Source organism: Paenilisteria portnoyi (assembly GCF_014322795.1).
Classification (GTDB): domain Bacteria; phylum Bacillota; class Bacilli; order Lactobacillales; family Listeriaceae; genus Listeria_A; species Listeria_A portnoyi.
The window spans coordinates 66,396-85,296 of sequence record NZ_JAASTT010000015.1; the positions used below are offsets into that span (position 1 = coordinate 66,396).

Annotated in this window: 23 protein-coding genes and 1 pseudogene; 22 read left to right on the forward strand and 2 right to left on the reverse strand. The window is 40.0% G+C overall.

The genetic code is table 11. The features are described from left to right. The gene (locus HCJ66_RS10920; protein WP_187133151.1) at positions 1 to 1,260 is read right to left on the reverse strand and encodes a class I SAM-dependent methyltransferase; all 1,260 of its coding nucleotides are present in this window, start codon (positions 1,258 to 1,260) and stop codon (positions 1 to 3) included. A 440-nt stretch (positions 1,261 to 1,700) separates the two neighbouring features. Here HCJ66_RS10920 and HCJ66_RS10925 point away from each other — a divergent pair, with 440 nt between their 5' ends. The 21 genes from HCJ66_RS10925 to HCJ66_RS11025 all read left to right on the forward strand — a co-directional run bounded on the left by HCJ66_RS10925 (position 1,701) and on the right by HCJ66_RS11025 (position 17,368). Continuing rightward, positions 1,701 to 2,366, forward strand: a complete 666-nt coding sequence (locus HCJ66_RS10925) for an aquaporin (RefSeq protein WP_187133152.1) — start codon at positions 1,701 to 1,703, stop codon at positions 2,364 to 2,366. 99 nt (positions 2,367 to 2,465) lie between these two features. Continuing rightward, a complete protein-coding gene (locus tag HCJ66_RS10930) occupies positions 2,466 to 2,888 on the forward strand; it encodes a MarR family winged helix-turn-helix transcriptional regulator (RefSeq protein ID WP_187133153.1) in 423 nt (140 codons plus the stop codon). Between the two features lie 11 nt (positions 2,889 to 2,899). Next, entirely contained in the window at positions 2,900 to 4,048 is a 1,149-nt protein-coding gene (locus HCJ66_RS10935; RefSeq protein WP_246438644.1) for an MFS transporter, read from the forward strand. 284 nt (positions 4,049 to 4,332) lie between these two features. Beyond that, the gene (locus HCJ66_RS10940) at positions 4,333 to 4,734 is read left to right on the forward strand and encodes a hypothetical protein (RefSeq protein ID WP_187133154.1); all 402 of its coding nucleotides are present in this window, start codon (positions 4,333 to 4,335) and stop codon (positions 4,732 to 4,734) included. Between the two features lies 1 nt (position 4,735). Beyond that, positions 4,736 to 4,936: a hypothetical protein gene (locus HCJ66_RS10945; protein ID WP_187133155.1), complete on the forward strand. Its 201-nt coding sequence runs from the start codon at positions 4,736 to 4,738 to the stop codon at positions 4,934 to 4,936. Continuing rightward, positions 4,891 to 5,820 (forward strand): lipase, encoded by a 930-nt coding sequence (locus HCJ66_RS10950; protein WP_187133156.1) that lies wholly within the window; start codon positions 4,891 to 4,893, stop codon positions 5,818 to 5,820. Before HCJ66_RS10945 ends, HCJ66_RS10950 begins: the two co-directional genes overlap by 46 nt. Before the next feature lie 17 nt (positions 5,821 to 5,837). Continuing rightward, entirely contained in the window at positions 5,838 to 6,002 is a 165-nt protein-coding gene (locus HCJ66_RS10955; protein WP_187133157.1) for a hypothetical protein, read from the forward strand. Between the two features lie 154 nt (positions 6,003 to 6,156). Next, positions 6,157 to 6,435 carry a hypothetical protein gene (locus HCJ66_RS10960; protein WP_187133158.1) on the forward strand — a complete coding sequence of 93 codons (279 nt, stop codon included), beginning with the start codon at positions 6,157 to 6,159 and terminating at the stop codon, positions 6,433 to 6,435. A gap of 455 nt (positions 6,436 to 6,890) precedes the next feature. Beyond that, positions 6,891 to 7,979, forward strand: coding sequence for a 3-phosphoserine/phosphohydroxythreonine transaminase (gene serC / locus HCJ66_RS10965; protein ID WP_187133159.1), 1,089 nt, complete (start codon positions 6,891 to 6,893; stop codon positions 7,977 to 7,979). Next, positions 7,972 to 9,159, forward strand: a complete 1,188-nt coding sequence (locus HCJ66_RS10970) for a phosphoglycerate dehydrogenase (protein WP_187133160.1) — start codon at positions 7,972 to 7,974, stop codon at positions 9,157 to 9,159. Before serC ends, HCJ66_RS10970 begins: the two co-directional genes overlap by 8 nt. Positions 9,160 to 9,226: 67 nt before the next feature. Further along, positions 9,227 to 10,468 carry a DUF1015 family protein gene (locus tag HCJ66_RS10975; protein WP_187133161.1) on the forward strand — a complete coding sequence of 414 codons (1,242 nt, stop codon included), beginning with the start codon at positions 9,227 to 9,229 and terminating at the stop codon, positions 10,466 to 10,468. A gap of 154 nt (positions 10,469 to 10,622) precedes the next feature. Then, positions 10,623 to 11,786: an ROK family transcriptional regulator gene (locus tag HCJ66_RS10980; protein WP_187133162.1), complete on the forward strand. Its 1,164-nt coding sequence runs from the start codon at positions 10,623 to 10,625 to the stop codon at positions 11,784 to 11,786. Positions 11,787 to 11,899: 113 nt separating this feature from the next. Further along, complete coding sequence (locus HCJ66_RS10985; RefSeq protein ID WP_187133163.1) at positions 11,900 to 12,322, forward strand: activator of HSP90 ATPase; 423 nt, start codon at positions 11,900 to 11,902, stop codon at positions 12,320 to 12,322. Positions 12,323 to 13,025: 703 nt separating this feature from the next. After that, complete coding sequence (locus HCJ66_RS10990) at positions 13,026 to 13,226, forward strand: hypothetical protein (RefSeq protein ID WP_187133164.1); 201 nt, start codon at positions 13,026 to 13,028, stop codon at positions 13,224 to 13,226. Between the two features lie 27 nt (positions 13,227 to 13,253). Continuing rightward, positions 13,254 to 13,868: a hypothetical protein gene (locus HCJ66_RS10995; protein WP_187133165.1), complete on the forward strand. Its 615-nt coding sequence runs from the start codon at positions 13,254 to 13,256 to the stop codon at positions 13,866 to 13,868. A 193-nt stretch (positions 13,869 to 14,061) separates the two neighbouring features. After that, positions 14,062 to 14,358 (forward strand): WXG100 family type VII secretion target, encoded by a 297-nt coding sequence (locus HCJ66_RS11000; protein WP_036058787.1) that lies wholly within the window; start codon positions 14,062 to 14,064, stop codon positions 14,356 to 14,358. Between the two features lie 54 nt (positions 14,359 to 14,412). Further along, positions 14,413 to 14,838 carry a hypothetical protein gene (locus tag HCJ66_RS11005; protein WP_187133166.1) on the forward strand — a complete coding sequence of 142 codons (426 nt, stop codon included), beginning with the start codon at positions 14,413 to 14,415 and terminating at the stop codon, positions 14,836 to 14,838. Positions 14,839 to 14,850: 12 nt separating this feature from the next. Next, positions 14,851 to 15,147 carry a hypothetical protein gene (locus HCJ66_RS11010; RefSeq protein ID WP_187133167.1) on the forward strand — a complete coding sequence of 99 codons (297 nt, stop codon included), beginning with the start codon at positions 14,851 to 14,853 and terminating at the stop codon, positions 15,145 to 15,147. A 12-nt stretch (positions 15,148 to 15,159) separates the two neighbouring features. Continuing rightward, positions 15,160 to 15,444 carry a hypothetical protein gene (locus HCJ66_RS11015; RefSeq protein WP_185406805.1) on the forward strand — a complete coding sequence of 95 codons (285 nt, stop codon included), beginning with the start codon at positions 15,160 to 15,162 and terminating at the stop codon, positions 15,442 to 15,444. A 2-nt stretch (positions 15,445 to 15,446) separates the two neighbouring features. Continuing rightward, complete coding sequence (locus HCJ66_RS11020) at positions 15,447 to 16,781, forward strand: hypothetical protein (protein WP_187133168.1); 1,335 nt, start codon at positions 15,447 to 15,449, stop codon at positions 16,779 to 16,781. A gap of 5 nt (positions 16,782 to 16,786) precedes the next feature. Then, positions 16,787 to 17,368, forward strand: coding sequence for a hypothetical protein (locus tag HCJ66_RS11025; RefSeq protein ID WP_187133169.1), 582 nt, complete (start codon positions 16,787 to 16,789; stop codon positions 17,366 to 17,368). 208 nt (positions 17,369 to 17,576) lie between these two features. Here the strand turns inward: HCJ66_RS11025 and HCJ66_RS11030 are convergent. Beyond that, positions 17,577 to 17,852, reverse strand: a pseudogene (locus HCJ66_RS11030) (helix-turn-helix domain-containing protein); the annotation flags it as partial. A 270-nt stretch (positions 17,853 to 18,122) separates the two neighbouring features. On the opposite strand from HCJ66_RS11030, the gene HCJ66_RS11035 reads away from it, so the two are divergent. Next, on the forward strand, positions 18,123 to 18,901 hold a 779-nt coding region (locus HCJ66_RS11035; RefSeq protein ID WP_187133170.1), incomplete at its 3' end, for an immunoglobulin-like domain-containing protein.

Here is an 18,901-nt window from a genome sequence, read left to right on the forward strand (position 1 = left end):
TTATACCTCCTTCTTTCGTAAAATAGCGCCTTGTGTGGTATGAATTCCGTTTACGGCATCACCAATCGCATGGAATTCAATCGTGACCGTTTTTTCGTCAACAATTTCTGTTAACCAGGTCTGGAATTCTGTAGTACTCATTTCCCAATCATGGTCGTCATGTCGGAAGCCTTCCAAACCGTAAAACGTGTTGAACTCACTGTTTGGCGTCGTGATAATAAATGTATCAAAATTAATATGCTGTATGATTTTTTGAATGAGCTTTTTCGCCATATTCGTAGGCATGTGTTCGATAACTTCCGTTAGAATCACGTCGACCTTCTCAGCAGGGCTATTTTCTAAGAATAATTCCAGTGAAGAGTAAGTGATAATATTGTCGAGATCTTTCTTCGCGGCCTTCTTGTTTGTAATGAGTAGCATCTCGGGATCAATATCAATCGCATAATAATCGAGCTTTGTTTTCTCAGCAAAAGGGATGGCGTAAAAACCTTCACCGCAACCGATGTCCACAATGACTTTGTCGAAAGCGAGCTGACCAGCAATGAAATTTCGTCTTTGAAGGGCAGTGCCGCCGAAATCAAATTGGATATCATAGCGATTCGTTGTTTCTAATTCTGACTTGAACTGATTAAATGATTTACGCGTTGTTAGGAAATTGTGCGCGAAAAGATTACGAATATAGAACGGTGGATCGGTTATTTGGATGCTTTTAATGTATTTTCGCAGCAAATCATCGGTTATGTCTAGGTGTTCTTGACTGAAACCAGCGAAAAATAGGCAAAATAGGTTTGAAATATGGATTAAATCGTAGAGACTAGACTTGGTGGAAATCGTTACGGCCCAGTTTTTATCGGAAAGATGCTCCACTTCAAAGGTATAGTCTGGCATGTATTTTTGAAAAAATTCGACGTAGTGAATCCGGCGAATGTAGAGCATATTAATATGAAATTGATGTGTAAAGCCGGACAAATCACGCGAGTCGGGTTCCTTTAATGAAAAGAACTCGCCAAGAGCATTTAATGGAAAAACATTTGAATTATAACGAGATAGATTCAGGTATTCAAAATTTTCCTCACGATATTTTTTATAGGATACTTCATTATCTGCATCTTTGAAATAAATGTTATAGGTATCGGGCGCGGAATACCAACCATGTGCGATGCCTTTGCGCATTTGCCGGAGTATCATGCCTGATTCGGGATTCTTCTTAATAAGGAAAGAAAAATCAGGATTAGTCGATGTTACTTGAATAATTGCCATGTTATTGCTCCTTTACTGTAGATTAAGATGTTTCACGTGAAACATCTCAGCGTGCCTGTAATCCTTTACGTTAAAAGTTCCGTTCCAGTGCTCTTCTACACTGCGTTTCGCATGACTTCTCACATGGTCGGGGATGATACTCCCTCCCTATTTTCAGTCAACATACTCGCTTTTGCATAGAAACTAAGCATTTGTCGACACGCTGAGGTTTAGCGGAATGTCATGTAAAGCGTTATTTCTAAAGTCTTACATGATTTTTTGCCAAACTTTAGCATTGTTAGAAATATATTATACAACCTAACGTTAAGGTAAGCGCTTCTATTTGTCAATACCGTGAATTTTGTGTTCAATGTGCAAAATATTACATAAATAAAGGTTTACAATTTCATGATTTAGAGGTATATATAATAAGTATGCAATTTTCAAAAGGAGGAGAACACATGAGTAAGAAATTATTTGCTGAATTCATCGGGACTTTTGTTTTGGTATTATTCGGTACAGGTACTGCTGTTTTAGGCGGTGGAATTGAAGGAATTGGAACGCTTGGAATTGCGATGGCATTTGGTTTGTCAATCGTTGCGATGGCGTACAGCATTGGGACTATTTCTGGATGTCACGTGAATCCAGCTGTTTCCGTTGCGATGTTTTTAAACAAGAGAATTTCAGGTGGGGAGTTAGTAGGATACGTTGTGGCGCAAGTGGCTGGTGCGATTGTTGGTACGGTTACATTGCTTTCATTCTTAAATCTTTCTGACATGTCTACTAAAAGCTTAGGTCAAAATGGATTTGGTAATATCGGTGCGGGCGGCGCATTCTTGGTAGAAGCAATTTTAACTTTCGTATTTGTTTTAGTTATTATCGTCGTTACTGGTAAAAAAGGAAATCCTGCTTTTGCTGGTCTAGTTATTGGTTTGACTTTAGTTTTAATTCACTTACTAGGCATTCCGTTGACAGGAACTTCTGTTAACCCGGCTCGTAGTATCGGTCCAGCTCTATTTGCTGGCGGTGAAGCTTTATCTCAATTGTGGGTGTTCATTGTTGCGCCTATCGTTGGTGGTTTAGTAGCTGCGATTGTTGGTAAATTTGCTATGGATAGCGAAAAATAAGAAGTATTTCCGAGATATGATGGTGGCGATTTGCTGTCATCGTATCTTTTTTTATGATATAGTTGTCATGACAATCATTTTAAAAAGAGGTGAATTGGGATGCGAGATTTTTATGATAATGTGACTTTTCGAACGAATGTGGTGGCGAGGAAGGCGAGTCTTGGGTTGCAGCATGGGTTGGAGCGGTTTGATGTGACGCCAGAGCAGTGGTCGGTTTTGAATGTGGTCGATCAAAAAGCACCGATTTCACAGCGTCATGTGGCGGAGTTGGTGGAGAAGGATGCGCCGACCGTGAATCGAATTATGGAAGTGCTCGTTCGGAAAAATTTGCTTGAAAAAGTGATAGATAAGAAGGATCGACGGATTACATTGTTGTCGTTATCTATGGAAGGAAAGCAGAAAGTGCAACTGATTCGGAATGTGGTGGAGGAAACGTGCTCGCATTTTTACCTGGGAATATCGGATGCAGAACTTGGCATGTATTTAGATGTTTTGGTGCGGATTGAAAATAATTTAGAGTGAGAAGGGATTTTTTGAAGGCGAAGTTGTGGACGAAAGATTATGTGATATTGTTGATTTCGAGTTTGTTTTTGTATATTGGATTCCAGATTTTCATGCCAACTTTACCGGCGCAAATTATTAAATTAGGCGGGACGGAAACCCAGGCGAGTTTGGCGGTGGGCTTATTTTCGTTGGTAGCTTTGTTTATGCGAGTTATTGCAGGCGGGCTAAATGATCGTTTTGGTGCGAAAATCATGATTTTGGTAGGCTTTTTTGTATTGATTGCGGTTACGGTGAATTTTTATTGGTCAACGGTTGTGTCGGCGTTACTTGTGTTGCGTTTATTTCATGGTGTTGGCTGGGGAATCACGACGACTTCGATTGCGACGGGGGTTTCGACGCTCGTGCCACCGAATCGGACGGGGGAAGGTATCGGTTTTTATGGATTGACGACGGCGCTCGGGATGTCGCTAGCACCGATTATCGCGATTATTTTGATGAACCAGTTTTCGTTTAATTTTCTGATTGGGTTCTCGATTGTGTTGATGGTTTTGGTTTTTCTATTGGTGACACGGTTGAAAATGCCGAAACAGGAAATTGTCGTGAAGCATAAGATGCAGTTGTTTGACAAAGGGGCGTTGTTGCCGGCGCTATTATGCATGTTGATGGCTTTTCCGTTGGGCGGAATTCAGACGTTTATGATGATTTACGGATTGGAATTACATGTGCGGATGGTCTGGATTTTCTTTGTTGGGCAGGCGATTATGGTCTTGGTGAGTCGTGTTTTTGCGGGACGATTGTATGATTTGAAGGGACATCGGGTGGTCATTCTGCCGGGAATCGTGCTGATGGGAATCGGATTGTGGCTCTTATCACTGGCGACGGGAGCTTGGGGTTTATTTGGAGCTTCGTTGTTCTTCGGGCTCGGATACGGAATGGTGCAGCCTTCTTTGCAAGCCTTGGCGGTGGATCGTGCGGCTCCTGACAAAAAGGGAATTGCAAATGGGACGTTTTTGTCGGGGATGGATGTCGGGATGGCGCTTGGGAGTTTTGGATTGAGCTTTATCGCGGCGCATTATAATTATGCGATGATGTATCGTTGGTCGATTGTTACGCTAGTGATTTTTCTGATGATTTATTTACTTGTTTTTCGGACGAAGCGATTATTACCCGGGAAATAATATGCTAGATTTCTATAAAAGATCCATCATTATTTGGCTGTATACTAATTTTGAAAAAATGGACAGGAAAGCCAGATGACCATTGATGCAAGGCTTCTTCGATGGAGACAGCTTTATTTTCGTTACGTAAGAAAATAGTTGGCGAATAAACGCATAGTATCAACAGCGCAATCGTTTACAAAAAACTCGGAATATGTTACCGTTTTATAGTAGAAGCCCTACAGTTCATGTATGGCTTATTTTAGAGAGAACACGATTGTTATGACATAAGCGGGAGGTGTAAGATGCGTAAAAAATACATATGGATGATTTCGATTGTAGTTGTTATTGTTGTGATATTGATAGGGGGGAAAATGTATATGAATAAGGTAGATAAATCTTTAATGGAAGATAAGAAAGTGGAGAATAAAATAGCGAAAGAATTTGCAAGCACATTCCTTACGCCAGAAAAAAAATATGTGAGCGAGGTCACATTTTATAAAGCCCCTGCTAATCAGAAGGATGCTACAGGAAACCGCAATTATTTTTTTTACGTGAACGGCAACAAGGCGTGGAAGGTTGGTGCATCTGTTAAATCGAAGACGGATGAGGTTTGGGCTTTTGGAAGTAATGATATTGATTTGGTTGAAAAGAAGGATACGAAGGATGTAACGCATTTAAAAATAAATCACTGGGAGTCTAAGTGAAATGACAACAGAGAAGGATTTAAATAGATTAGCCGATACATCCTATTGGGTAGATAAAGGAAAAGAAAATATTCCGTTCAATCCTAAAAAAGGTACGATTTTAACGCCAAAAACAATCAAAGGTCTAACACAGCCCTATAAGGTGCTGAAGGTAATATGGATTTGTCGATTCCGCAATGGTGGGGTTCTCCTGAAAAAATAGAAGGGCAAGCAGTAACCGCACAAAAATTTGCAACAAGTATCAAGGAAAGTTATCCTAAGACCTTGGTTACCACAACAGGCCATTCTCTGGGGGAATACCTTGCTATTTACATAGCAGCTGAAAATCAATGGAAAAATACAGGTTTTAATGGACCTGATCCGTATACTATTTTATCTGATGAAGCGAAGAAATGGGTGAAGGACAATCCAGGTTTACTCGTTAATTATCGAAATAAGCATGATAAAATAGGAAATTTCGGTGGTAACAAGACAGGAGCAGCTATCTTATTGGATGCATCAAAGGGTGGGTATAATCCGATTAAATCTTTAGACTACCATGATTTAAGTGCATGGGAATTTGATAAAAGTGGCAATCTTGTGGCTCCTGGTCGCTCCAGTAGAGATTCACGTTTAGCGCAAATGGAAGCGACAACGCGTTATCAATTGTGGAATCTATCTGTTCTATCCGATAAGCTAAGAAAAAGCCACGGTGGTCTATCGTCATCTGAAGAAATATTTATTAACAGCGGGGAAGCTTTGATTGTTTTAAATGGTGCTTCGACTGTGATGGAGGATGGTTTGACGACCGTTATGAAAGATTACCAACAAGGAATCACAGAAGCTGAGGAATTATGGCGAGAAACTGTTGAGCGAGCACAAGGGATTGGCATGGATTTGAGTCATGATGAAGTAATCGAAGCATTAGCCAGCGGTGGCGCCACACAAAGGAGTATTGTCGGAGAAACGACAGCTTTCTACGAGCAAAAGATGGATAGTGCAAAGAGAATGCTTGATAAATATCGTGTACTCATGTCTGAAATCAAAGCAAGTATTGATCAACAAGTAGCGAAGGATCAGCAATTAGCAAAAGAAATCCAATTTTGAGGGTGAGGTAGTTATACATGCAATCGCAGCAACAGTTGGAAAATGACTATTTACGCGATAGGAAACGGTTAGAAGAAAAGGAGGAGCGCTGTTTCAACAGAAAAAGAAAGGACTTCAAGCGTTGGATTCGGTTGCCGAAGCAAGTCATTATTACCTACGAGATTTTGCTCCAGAAGCAATGAATATGCGACGTGGCATGGATGGATTAGACTCAATGAGAGACGATTTTGAAGCGTTACATCGAAAAGAAAAACGCCGCCTGGAATATGAACTAGACGATTTAACAGCAGACTATCGTAGGCAACAAACTATAAGAAGTGAGAGGGAGGAATCCTTGTGACAGAAATGTCCATACTAGATGAACAATTTATACTGCAGTTAAAAAAAGAGGCAGAAAAAATGATGATTCATTTCGCAGTAGCTTCATCAGCAGTGTACAAGAGCGATACTAACCGACACCGAATTGAAAAAAAGTGTAAAGGCGTACTGGAAGATACGCAAACGGGTGTGCAACATATTTCAGCAAATATGGGTAATGGTCTAAAGGGGCAATTTGGGAATAAAGCAAAAGAAACTTTGATTGTGCATCATAAGAAACTGGAACAACTAATCTAGAAAACACCTAAAAGTTAGCAAATATGCTGGCTTTTTGCGTTGTATTGGTACATTCTAACGCATCAAAAATGGTTTAAATTGATGCTGTACAGTAGATAATATGACTGAGCTTGATAAATAAATGATTTTGAGGACGATTTGCTGTTATTCATTAACTAAAATGTGATTTCAATCAAATGGGGACGCTTTCTTGGTGTTTTTTAATAAAAACCCGCAGAATAAGTTCAATTTGTCTGAAAATATTCGTATTTTCTGATATAATATATCCAAGTGTTAGGAGTAAGTATTCTTTCTTGGGTTTGATTAAACTGTAAATGGGAATGAGATACATATGTGAACTCCAAAATAGGCTTTTCGCGATACTTGTAATGCTTGTCACAGTTTTTGTATTAAGACCAGATGTGAGAAATCGAAGTTGTAGGTTGGAAATACGATTGGAACAGGAGAGATGTTGTGTGGAAAGAGCGTATAATTTTTCAGCAGGACCTGCGATTTTGCCCGTACCAGTTTTAGAAAAGGTGCAGAAGGAGCTATTATCGTACAAAGGTTCAGGAATGTCAGTAATGGAATTAAGCCATCGATCGGATTTATTTGAGGAGATTCTTGGGGAAGCGGAATTGCTATTGCGTGAATTAATGCACATTCCCGAAAATTACAAAATTTTATTCTTACAAGGTGGGGCAAGTCTGCAATTCACGATGGTGCCGATGAATTTGATGGCTGGCAAGAAAGCCTACTTTGTGAATACTGGCTCGTGGTCTGAAAAAGCGATGGAGGAAGCGGCTAAAATTGGCGATATTGAAGTGTTGGCGTCGTCAAAAGATAAGAATTTCAGTTATATTCCAGAGATACCGCGGGTGCCTTCCGATGCGGCTTATTTGCATATTACAACGAATAATACGATTGAAGGTACGGCGATTTTCACACCTCCTGAAACTGGTGATGTGCCGCTTGTTGCGGATATGTCTTCCAATATTTTGTCGAGTGTGTACGATGTGAGCAAATTTGGTTTGATTTATGCGGGAGCTCAGAAAAATATTGGTCCTGCTGGTCTCACGATCGTTATTGTTCGAGAGGATTTGATTGGAAACGTAGCTGGTTTGCCGGCAATGCTGGATTATGAGGTGCAGGCGAAGAATGGTTCGATGTTTAATACGCCGGCAACTTTTGCGATTTATGTATCGAAGCTGGTTTTTGAATGGATTAAGGAGCAAGGCGGCGTGGCGGGTATCGAGGCGTTAAATAGGAAGAAAGCTGGACTTTTATATGATTATTTGGATGCGTCTTCGATGTTTTCGTCTCCTGTGAACAAGGCAGATCGTTCGCTTACTAATGTGCCGTTTGTGACGGGTTCACCTGAGTTGGATGCATTATTTATTAAAGAGGCGGGGGAACTTCATTTTGAAAATTTGAAGGGACATCGCTCGGTTGGTGGTATGCGTGCAAGTATCTACAATGCTTTTCCGTACGAGGGTGTCGAAGCGCTGACTGCTCTGATGGAAAAATTTGTAGCGACTCATAAAGGGGGAGAAATACATGTTTAATATTCAGACTTTCAATGCGATTGCCAAAGAAGGATTACGTAAGTTCGATGTGGAAAAATATTTGATTGACGGGAATCAGGTGCCGGATGGTATTTTACTGCGAAGTTATGATCTGCACGATTTTGAGTTCCCAGACAGTGTGAAAGCTGTTGCTAGAGCTGGTGCGGGGGTGAATAATATTCCTGTGGAGGCTTGTGCTGACAAGGGAATCGTGGTTTTTAATACGCCTGGTGCGAATGCAAACGCAGTGAAAGAACTGGTATTAGCGAGTTTATTTATGGGTGCGCGGCCGATTTTGGAAGGCTCGGAATGGGTCAAGACGCTTGATGGCGACAATATTGAGAAAAAAGTGGAAGCTGGGAAGAAGAAATTTGCGGGCACGGAACTTGCTGGAAAACGACTTGGTATCATTGGACTGGGTGCGATTGGTGCGCTTGTGGCAAATGATGCGTTGGCGCTTGGCATGGACGTTGTCGGTTATGATCCGTATGTTTCGGTGGATACGGCGTGGCGGATTTCGAAAGAAGTGGAGCGCGCGATGACGATTGAGGAAGTTTTGGCGACGTGTGATTATTTGACGGTGCATGTGCCGCTGAAGGATAATACGGCTGGAATGTTCAATCGGGAAACGTTGCAATTGCTGAAACCTGACGCTGTTTTGCTTAACTTTTCACGTGGGGAATTGGTGGAGGAAGGTGCGATGGTTGAGGCGCTGAATGCTGGTCAATTACGCATGTACATCACGGATTTTGCGACGGAAGCGTTTGTGAAGCATCCGCAAGTGGAAGTATTGCCGCATCTTGGTGCTTCGACGGAAGAAGCGGAAACCAACTGTGCTAAAATGGCGGCGAAGGAATTGGCTTACTTTTTAGAGACGGGTAGTATTAAAAACTCGGTGAACTATCCGAATGTGGACATGCCTTATAATGGACATCCGCGTTTAGGTGTATTTCATCATAATGTGCCGAACATGGTTGGGCAGGTGACGACGGAACTTGCGAACGGATCGATTAATATTTTGGATATGACGAATCGTAGTAAGGGCGATTATGCGTATACGCTGATTGATATGGAAAAAGGTGCGCAAGGCAATTTATCGCTGGTTGTGGATCGTTTGAACGCAATTCCTGGTGTGATTCGGGTGCGTGCGATTGAACCTGCTGGTGTTACGACTTATTGAGATAAAAATGAATAGCTGCGATGGATTTTCTGTCGTGGCTATTTTTATAAAATGAGGAGGGATTTTTGTGGTAAAGATTAGAGCTTTTAAGGGAATTAGACCGAGTGCGAAAGAGGCGGTTTATGTGGCTTCGTTGCCGTATGATGTGTTGAGTACGGAGGAGGCGCGGAAATTGGGTGTTTCGAACCCGATGTCGTTTTTACATATTGATAAGGCGGAGATTGATTTGGCCGCTGATGTGTCGCCGTATGATGACTCGGTTTATGCAAAAGCTGCGTCGAATTTGGCGGAGTTTCAGGAGAAGGGCTGGCTTGCGAAGGATGCGAAGCCGGAGTTGTATTTGTATCAGTTGGTGATGAATGGGCGGCCGCAGACGGGGCTTGTGACGTGTACGGCGATTGATGATTATGTGAGTGGTGCGATTAAGAAGCATGAGTTGACGCGTGAGGAGAAGGAGCTGGATCGGATTCGCCATGTGGATGTGACGGATGCGAATACAAGTCCGATTTTTTTGACGTATCGTTCGGATGAGTTGGTGAATGATGTGGTGGATGCTTGGATTGGCAGTCATAAGCCGGTCTATGATTTTGAGAGCTTTCATGGTGTGAAGCATCGGATTTGGACGGTGGATGATGCGGATGTAGTGCGCGTGCTTACGAAGGCATTTGAGGCGATTCCGGCGCTTTATATTGCGGACGGGCATCATCGCACGGAATCGGCGGTCAAAGTTGGTCTGAAGCGTCGGGAGGAATTTCCGGATGTTGGCGCGGATGCGGAGTTTAATTTCTTCTTATCTGTGTTATTCCCACAAGATCAGCTGGAGATTCTGGACTATAATAGGGTCGTTGATGTTCCAATCGCAGCGGATTTCTTAGATCAAGTTGCTTTAAAATTTGATATAGAGAAAGTCGGAAAAGAGGCGTATAAACCAGCGACGCCGAACACGTTTGGGATGTATTTGGATGGCTCGTGGTACGGGTTGAAAGTGAAACCTGAGTTCGCGGGTGAAGGTGTTATTGCGAGCCTTGATGTGTCTATTTTGGCGGATCAGGTACTTACACCGTTGTTCGGGATTGAGGATATCAGACGCGATGACCGGATTAATTTTGTTGGTGGGATTCGTGGGCTTGTGGAGTTGGAGCAGCTTGTGGATGCTGGGAAATATACGATTGCATTCTCGATGTATCCGCCGACGATGGATAATTTGCTGGATGTGGCAGATGCTGGCGAGATTATGCCTCCGAAATCGACTTGGTTTGAGCCGAAGTTGTTGAGTGGATTGTTTGTACATGATTTGGAGAGTAAGTAACGCCTTAAATTAGATATGTTTCACGTGAAACAAGTGGATAACGAGGAACGGATCATTGCGCTTAGAAACGTGCGGTGGTCCGTTTTAACTTTTAAGATGTTGTTATAATGTGATATACTTTTTAAAAATGGGAAGCAAGAAGGGACGTATACATATGACGAAGAAAACTGATCAGGATGTTATGAGAGAGAACAATAAGAAATTGGTGCTAAAAACTCTATTTAATGCTGGTCAGACATCAAGGAGTTCGATTGCAAGCATGGTTCAGCTACAGAAATCTACAGTATCCTCGATTATTCGGGAGCTGCACGAAGATGGTCTTATTGAGGAGCTTGGCATTGGGGAAGCCTCTAACGCCGGTGGACGGCGGCCGAATTTGATTCAATTTAATTATCGGTATGGCTATGTTTTGGCTTTTGATATGGGGGCTAGGCATTTAAGGTATTCGGTGAACTATTTGAACGGTGAGGTTATTAAAAAGGACTCGCTGCGATTAATAGGCAACAGTGTAAAGGATGTTTTTCAGATGATGCGCGAGGTGATTTCTGGTTTGCGGGCTTTTGATACGATGAAAGGGCTGCTGGGCATTGCGGTGTCAACACATGCGCCGGTTCACGAGAATGAGATTCGGTATAGTCCATTTTTGGAGCTCGATTCTTTTGCGTTACTACCCGCGTTGCAAGAAATTGTCGATGTGCCGATTCGCTTTGAAAATGAGGCCAATTTAACGGCGATTTCGATTCGAGATTTTTGGTATTATACAGGTGAGGAGCCGCTTCAAAACTTGTTAGCGCTGAATATTCATAATGGGATTGGTGTCGGCACGATTATTAACGAGCAGCTTTATTACGGTATGCAAGGGCTGGCTGGTGAAATCGGACGCTCCGTTATTTGCAAGGATAAAAAAGTGTACCGGTTAGAGGAATTGTACTCTGAAAAAGCGATTATGGAGAGAATCGCGAAGCATGAGAAAAAGGCGGAGTTATCGGTGGATGCATTTGCTGCGTTGATCGAGAGTAAAGATACTTTCGTTTTGGAAGTGGTGGATGAGTGGATTACCGCGATCGCGCAAATAGCCTACAATTTAGTACAGTATAGCGCACCGGAAGCTGTTTTTCTGTCTTCGCGCTCCCTATCGCAATTTCCAAATTTGTTACAGCGGATTTTCGAGGAGTATAAAGCGCTTGATCCACTAGGCGAAACACGAATTGAATTTACGCAACACGATATTTATGACTCCTCGTTACTTGGCGGTGTCGCGCTCATTTCGCGGCAGGTTTTGGGACTGGAATCGCAGGATCTTGTTTTTAAAAAGTGAGGTTGCTAGCACAGATTCCTTGTTAGTAAATGCCAAATGAACTACAATATAATAGGTTAGGACATTGAAAATAAGAACGATTTAAAACAATATTTAGAAGGAGGAATTAGAATATGAAACACATCAAAAAAGAGTTTATGCTTGAGTGCGGGCCGAAAGAGGCTTGGCAATTAGTAGTGGATCGCAGCAAGTATGAAAAATGGGCAGCGGCTTTCCACGAAGGATCAACCTACACTGGTGATATGGGGCTTAATGAAACCGTTAACTTTGTCGATACAGAGGGCAATGGTTTGGTTTCTAAAGTAGTCGTTTTTGAACCAGAAAAAGAAATCAAATTCGCATTTTTAGGTGAAATTAATGATGGGAAATATGTTGAGGTTGCTGAATTTGCGGATATGCTGGAAGAGTACGTATTTGAACCAGTGGGCAGCCAGACAAAGATGCTTGTGGATGTTGCGATGGATGATAAATATTATGATATGATGAGTGAAATGTGGGACAGAGCGGGGATTGAGCTTGTGAGGTTGAGTAAGTAGTTGCTTACCACCGTCACAAAAAATATATAAAATTAACAAGGTGCTTTTCATCGATTATGATGGAAAGTATTTTCAGTGCATGTACAGTTTTTGTGCATAGAGAGATAACACTCAAAGGGATTGTAAAAGTGTTATCTTGAAAAAAATACATGAAGACATGCACTGTGAGGTATTCATAGCATAAAATAGAAGAGGATTCACTAGACTTTAACCGGGAAAAAAGTAAAGTGATGACAATAAGTGCAATGTCTTGATAATCCTTAACTTCAAAAGGTACTTAGGATAATTGTGTGACAAGGGCTCTCCCATATATACATAAACCAATTTCATAATTCAGAAGCGTTGCGGCACAGTGACTTTCAGAACGTCAAAAAAGGCTACCTCCCCATGTTACTCATATAAACACCATAAAATAACTAATGCAATTTTTTCAAATCTCATTGCCTACGCTATTTTGAAATAAAATGGGCTATTATTCCTGCGAAAACAAAAGCGGAGTTATGAAATTGGTTCACTGGTATAAAGACGTAAAAAAAGATTTACGTTTGCTGGTGTTAGTATTATCAAACCAGGGATTGATTTATGTGGAGGCCATGACCACAAAAAAGAGTTCCCTAGTGATTCACACGAAACAAGGTACTCCATTATGCTACTTGGAAAGAAATAAAGTGGCTCCAAAGGCAAAAAGAGGGGAGGCAGAGAAATGAAAATGATTGGTATGCATCCATTCGGCCGTTCCATCGTAATTGAGGTGAAAGACAACATGTATTTATATGAAACGTCGATTGGAAGTGGCCAAGAAACCACGCTTGATAAAGCTAAATTCAGTGCACGTTTTGAAAGTTTTACACCAGCAGAAAAAGGCAAGGGATGGACGTCGGATTATGGAAATGGCGAGAAGTAGATAAATAAGTAAAGGGGAGTTTCACAGATGAAAATAGACATGAGGAAAGATGCGAAGGGACAACATGTGCCAAGGCAATATATTGTAACACTAAACAATCAAATTTTTATGAAGTGGCTAGATGATCCACATCAGCCACTTTTTATGATTCCAGCAGATATTCCGATAGTGGAAATAGAATTGGATTACATTTTCTTTTTTAAAGAGATGGCAGACGATGTAGCGAATGAAATCAGTGGGAGTGTGATCGAAATTGTGAATGAACAGTACGAAAGAATACTGTTAAATAAGCAAGTGAGCCAAGAAAATCAGTTAGAAGAGGTACATCGATCCATCCAGAAGAATAGCTTGAAACAGCAAATACTAGCAGCACAACTTCAAAAAAAGAAAGAATTTAGAGATACTTTCTTTCCTATGTCCGAAGAAGCCACGGATAAAATAGACGCAGCCATTCACGGAGCAGAATCACTCCTGCAGATGGAAGGTTTCCTTCACGAAGAGCAGGCGAGTCATCGCCATACGTTACAGAAATTCCGAAAACAATTTGATGCGGAGATAGAAGAAATGGAAGCGAAGGAACAGGAGCTATTAGAAGAGGAAGAAGCTCTGTTTTCGCTACGAAAGAAAATAGTCAATGAATAGCGTTGTCGCTTTATAAAAGACGGAAGAATCGTGTTTCTATAGACTTAGAGCATTGGGATTTAGATTACGTCATCTTTGAACGGTCGATGGGATAGTAAAGATCGTGTATTTAATCCCAGTAAAACGTTTACAATGACATGTTTTGTATATTTAATATGTATGTTACATATTAAATATACGGGAGATGAGTTATATGTCAGGTCAAATTAGAATGAGTCCAGCAGAGTTACGCGATCGCTCCAAAACCTATGGTCGTAAGGGACAGGATATTGAACAAATATTACGAGAATTGGAGCAGTTACAAGAACAGCTTCGTGGAGAATGGGAAGGGGAAGCGTTCCGGAAATTTGATGATCAATTCCAACAATTGAAACCAAAAGTAACGGATTTCTCCAATTTAATGCATCAAATTGAGCAACAACTGGCGAAAACGGCAAATGCAGTGGAAGAAAATGATGCGAATCTTTCTCGTAACTTTGGGTTAAACTAATCCATGAAGCCTTACATAAGTAAGGCTTTTTCTTGAAAAAGGGAGGAAAGTGCAATGGACGCATTCGATCAGTTGACACAAAGCATTCGTCATCAAGAAAATCGAGCATCAGAATGTCAAATAGAAATAAGAAACTTGAGAATGAAATTAGAACAGTTATATATGGCGCAAGATAAACAACGACAAGCACAAGATAAGTTTTTGGAGTTTCAGTATCGTAGGAAAAGGCAGTATCAGAACATGTATGATATTACTGGCCAGATGCGCTTTGCAAGGAGTCAAGCGACCCGTGTATTGGACATACTGCACAGCAATCAGGCGCTACGTACAGAGCACCTTCTAGAAGATGCGCTACAAAAAATAAGACTAGAAATAGAAAGAACAGAGCAGGAAATCGCAAGAAATCAGGCACTAATTGGCGATTGTGATCAATTAATAAATCAATTGTATCAGCAACGTACACAGGTCTTAACCAAGTAGAGGAGTGTAACGATGACCTATAAAATAGGGTATGACATTGTTGTCAACGAAGAAGACTGTGAAGAGATGGGGAAAGAATATGAAACAATGGCGCAGACTTTCGAACAAAAATTGACAGACTACTTAGCTTCATTGGATCGTATTTTGGCGGGTGCAGTAAAAAGTGGGCAGGTTGCCGATAATTTAGCGCTATTTCAACAAGAAGTAAAGGGATTGCAGAAGGAAGTCGAAGAAATTAGTACGACGGCAAAAGAAAAAGCAACCAGTTTTGGAACTGCGATAGATGAGGCAGACAAAGAGTTGTTTTAAGGAGGGGTATTCATGAGTGAGGTTCATATCGATCCTACTATCCTGGAACAAGAAATTGGTGTATTGAAAGGTTTACTTACTACTAAAATAACGAGAACGAAGGGAAGTATAAGTAACAAAGGGAAGGCATCCGAGAAAATGAAGGAAGTACAGGTATATTACGATACATTGAATGAGACGCTAGATATACTTATTCAAAATACAGCATCTTTTTTAGATAATGCTAAAGATGCGTATATAGATACAGATGAAGCAAGTGCAGCGATACTTAATCAATTAATAGAGGGAAGTGAGTAAAAATGGCTGGAAAATCACATGATTTCTCACAAGCTTCTATTGACCAATTAGCGACTATTGTAAATGACGTGGAAGATGATGGACAATTAGGTTTTTTGGATTGGGTAAATGACCCTTTTATATCAGTTCCGGAGATACAGGACAGTTTGGATAATTTAAATGAATATCACAAAGCAGTGATAGACAAACATGATATTGGAAAGCAAGCTTTTGATGAAATCTTGAAAGATGTTGAAAGTGTGGATAAGGCATATGAAAGAAATTTTGAAAGTACGCTCAATGAGTTAGAAGGATTTCAATATAAACTAGAAAATATAGCACAACTCATTACACCTTCCGTTATTTCTACTTCAAAAGATATACTAGGAAGCATTGTGTCATACACTAATTACAGGGGGATGGCAATCGCTCAGTATGGAGACTATCTAAAAGGGCACCCAGATGATTTGGATAGAATTATGGCAATTGTTGAATATGAGGCGCTTCATCCGGAATCTGTAAAGAAAACTAATGAGTTTCTTTCGCCACTAGAAATGCAGGATGTTATAGGGATTAAGTATCTTATCTATACAGCAGAGGAGCCACAACGGTCGTTATGCTTGAAATATATGAGTGAGTACGAGATAAAATTCCTCAGCAAAGAGGACATCGAAAAAGATGTATCTTCATACTTTAGCCCAGGGGATAATTCTATTAATGTTAATATGCGTATTGATAGATATAACGAACGTGGAAGTTACTATACTTTTTTCCATGAAATGGGACATGCGATTGATAACTATTATGGGAAAGAACATGGCACGAATGATAGTTATTCCAGCATATTCAAAACAAAGGGAAAAACATTAAGTGAATACAATATACAAGATGTGGGAAAAAATGTTGAAGATAGTCTTGATAAGTTACTCAAAGAGGACAAATATAGTGGTCTAAGTGATGGTGAGAAACAAAAAATGATTAATAATATTTCACAAAACATAATGCAGCAAGATAAGAATTATGATAACTTAACGCAAACTGAGCAAAATTTACAAGACAAGCTAAAACTACATTATGCGGATGAGTTTGCTGGTGCTGATGCTGAAAGTCCGTCTGATATTTATGGAGGGGTTACTAATTTTACGATAAAAGGAGATTATGGGCATCAAAAAGATCCTTACTATTGGTTTAATAAAAGTGGAGATGTTGTTCGAACAACCAATAAGGAATCTTTTGCAGAATTTTTTGGTAGGAAGGTAACAACAGGTGACACGAGTGTCAATGGATTAGGAAGCATAGACACTTATTTACCTGAATCAAGCAAGCATATGGAAGAAATGCTGGAGTCGATGAGGTGAACTATTTGAGTAAAAAAATGATTATTGTAGGAATGTTATTCTTTGTTTGTTTTATAAGTGCTTGCTCCAACAAACCAGAAACGATTCCTAATAGTGAGGAGGATAAAAAAGTGGTTGAAACTCCAATAAAAGACTTTTCAAGAATTGATAAATTAGCGCAATCAACCGAGCCACAGGATATAGATAGGGTAGTCAAAATTTTATTTTATGAGTCAAATAACATGCAGTATAAGAATACAATAGCTATCGATATTGGAAATAATGCAATGTATTTAAATCCAAAAGTCCCAACACTTGGACTAGTTAATGCAGACTATAAAATGACAGAAGAAGATGTGGAGAAGATACAAAATATCATAAAAAAATATGGTATTCAGAGTTGGAAGGAAGATTATTCAGATAGCAAAAATACTAATTATGAAGACGGTTATGGTTGGGTAATATACTTGGAATATGCTGATCGAACGGTTGAAAGACATTCCGGATCTGGCATGTATAGGGCAGACGTAATTCCCAAAAATTTCGATACATTCATAGAGGAAATAACAAATTTTGTTGATAGTAAGAAAGGTGATTTAAACGAATAGCGTTACTATCCTGTAAACTGAAATCTAAAATGGAGAGAAAAATATAACTAGGGGTAGAACCAGCATCTCCGAGCAAATCGGACATTACGTAATATTCTGACTATAATGATTGGAATATCTTATGAATAGAGTTTCTTCTATATTACTATATTGGCCACAATCTTGTTAACGGATAGTGGCCTTATTTTTAATGCGAAGCAAGCTATTTCTACTGGTCTTCTGTAGGCATTGTGGCTAAGCCTTCTTTAATCCGATATATCGTCGGTCTTGTTACTCGATTTTTCTCCGCAATACGTTTGATTGGCAAGCCTTCTTCTAACATGCGCACAATCTGATGGTATACTGCTTGTTTTTGTGGATCTTTTGCATCTGCAGCGTATAAAATCGGCCGACCTTTATAGACGCCTTTTTCCTTCGCTATCGCAATTCCCTGCGCTTGCCTTCTTTTACTTTCCGTTCTTTCCCGTTCCGCAATCATCGCCAGCCGAATACAGTTCGACATATAGAAAATATGTTCTATAAAAACATATCATTCAGTTGGTCTAGATTTTAACAAGATGGTTGATTGGATTTGGCTTATTATGTTCACAATATAGAAAGACTGAATAGGCTTTGTTGTATAAAATAAACAGTTACCTACTGTGAGAAGGTGTTATACTAAAAAATAATTAAAGGACGTAGAGAACTTATTATATCCCATTTTATATTAATTGAGAGGTTGCTTTAGAATCTTTATGATAGGAGCTCATAGACTATGAGAAGAGAACAAATAGTACGAAGAAAAATAATTACTGTTATTTTGTCACTAATTGTAGTGGGATCCCAAACCTTAACTACTGTTCCCGTTAATACAATGGCTTCAGAAAGTGCAATGGGAAGTGTAGGATCTACGATGGATACTAATTTTGTAAAAAGTACACCTACTGCAAGTGATATTACAATAAATACGATACAAACAACAGATTTAGTAGTAACTGGGACTGGGATTCCAGGTGAAAAAGTAATGGTATATGGTTTGGATACAATGGCGAATTTTGATAGTAATCCAGTCACTGTCGATGCTAATGGCAATTGGAAGTTTACAATGCATGCCAAACAAAAACAGGGTAGACCTGTAGCTGTACGATATGTAGACTATCCTGATATTATTGCTCAGACAGTTGTTGCGAAGGGAGATCTTCCGATTATTACAGCATCAAATAGAACATTAAGAGCTGGGGATGTATTCGATGGGAAGGAAGGCGTTAGTGCGTTAGACACAGAAGATGGAGACTTAACAAATAATATTAATATAATTTCAAATGATGTAAATATGAATACGGTAGGAGTATACTCGATTACTTATGAAGTAAGCGATTCTGATGGGAATACAAGCAGTAAGACGATTGAAATTACAGTAACAAGTAATGATAAGCCCGTTATCAATGGTGCAGAAGATGAAAGTATTGAGATAGGAACATCATTTGATGCAAAAAAAGATGTTACAGCGAGCGACACAGAAGATGGAGATTTGACAAATCAAATAATAGTAAT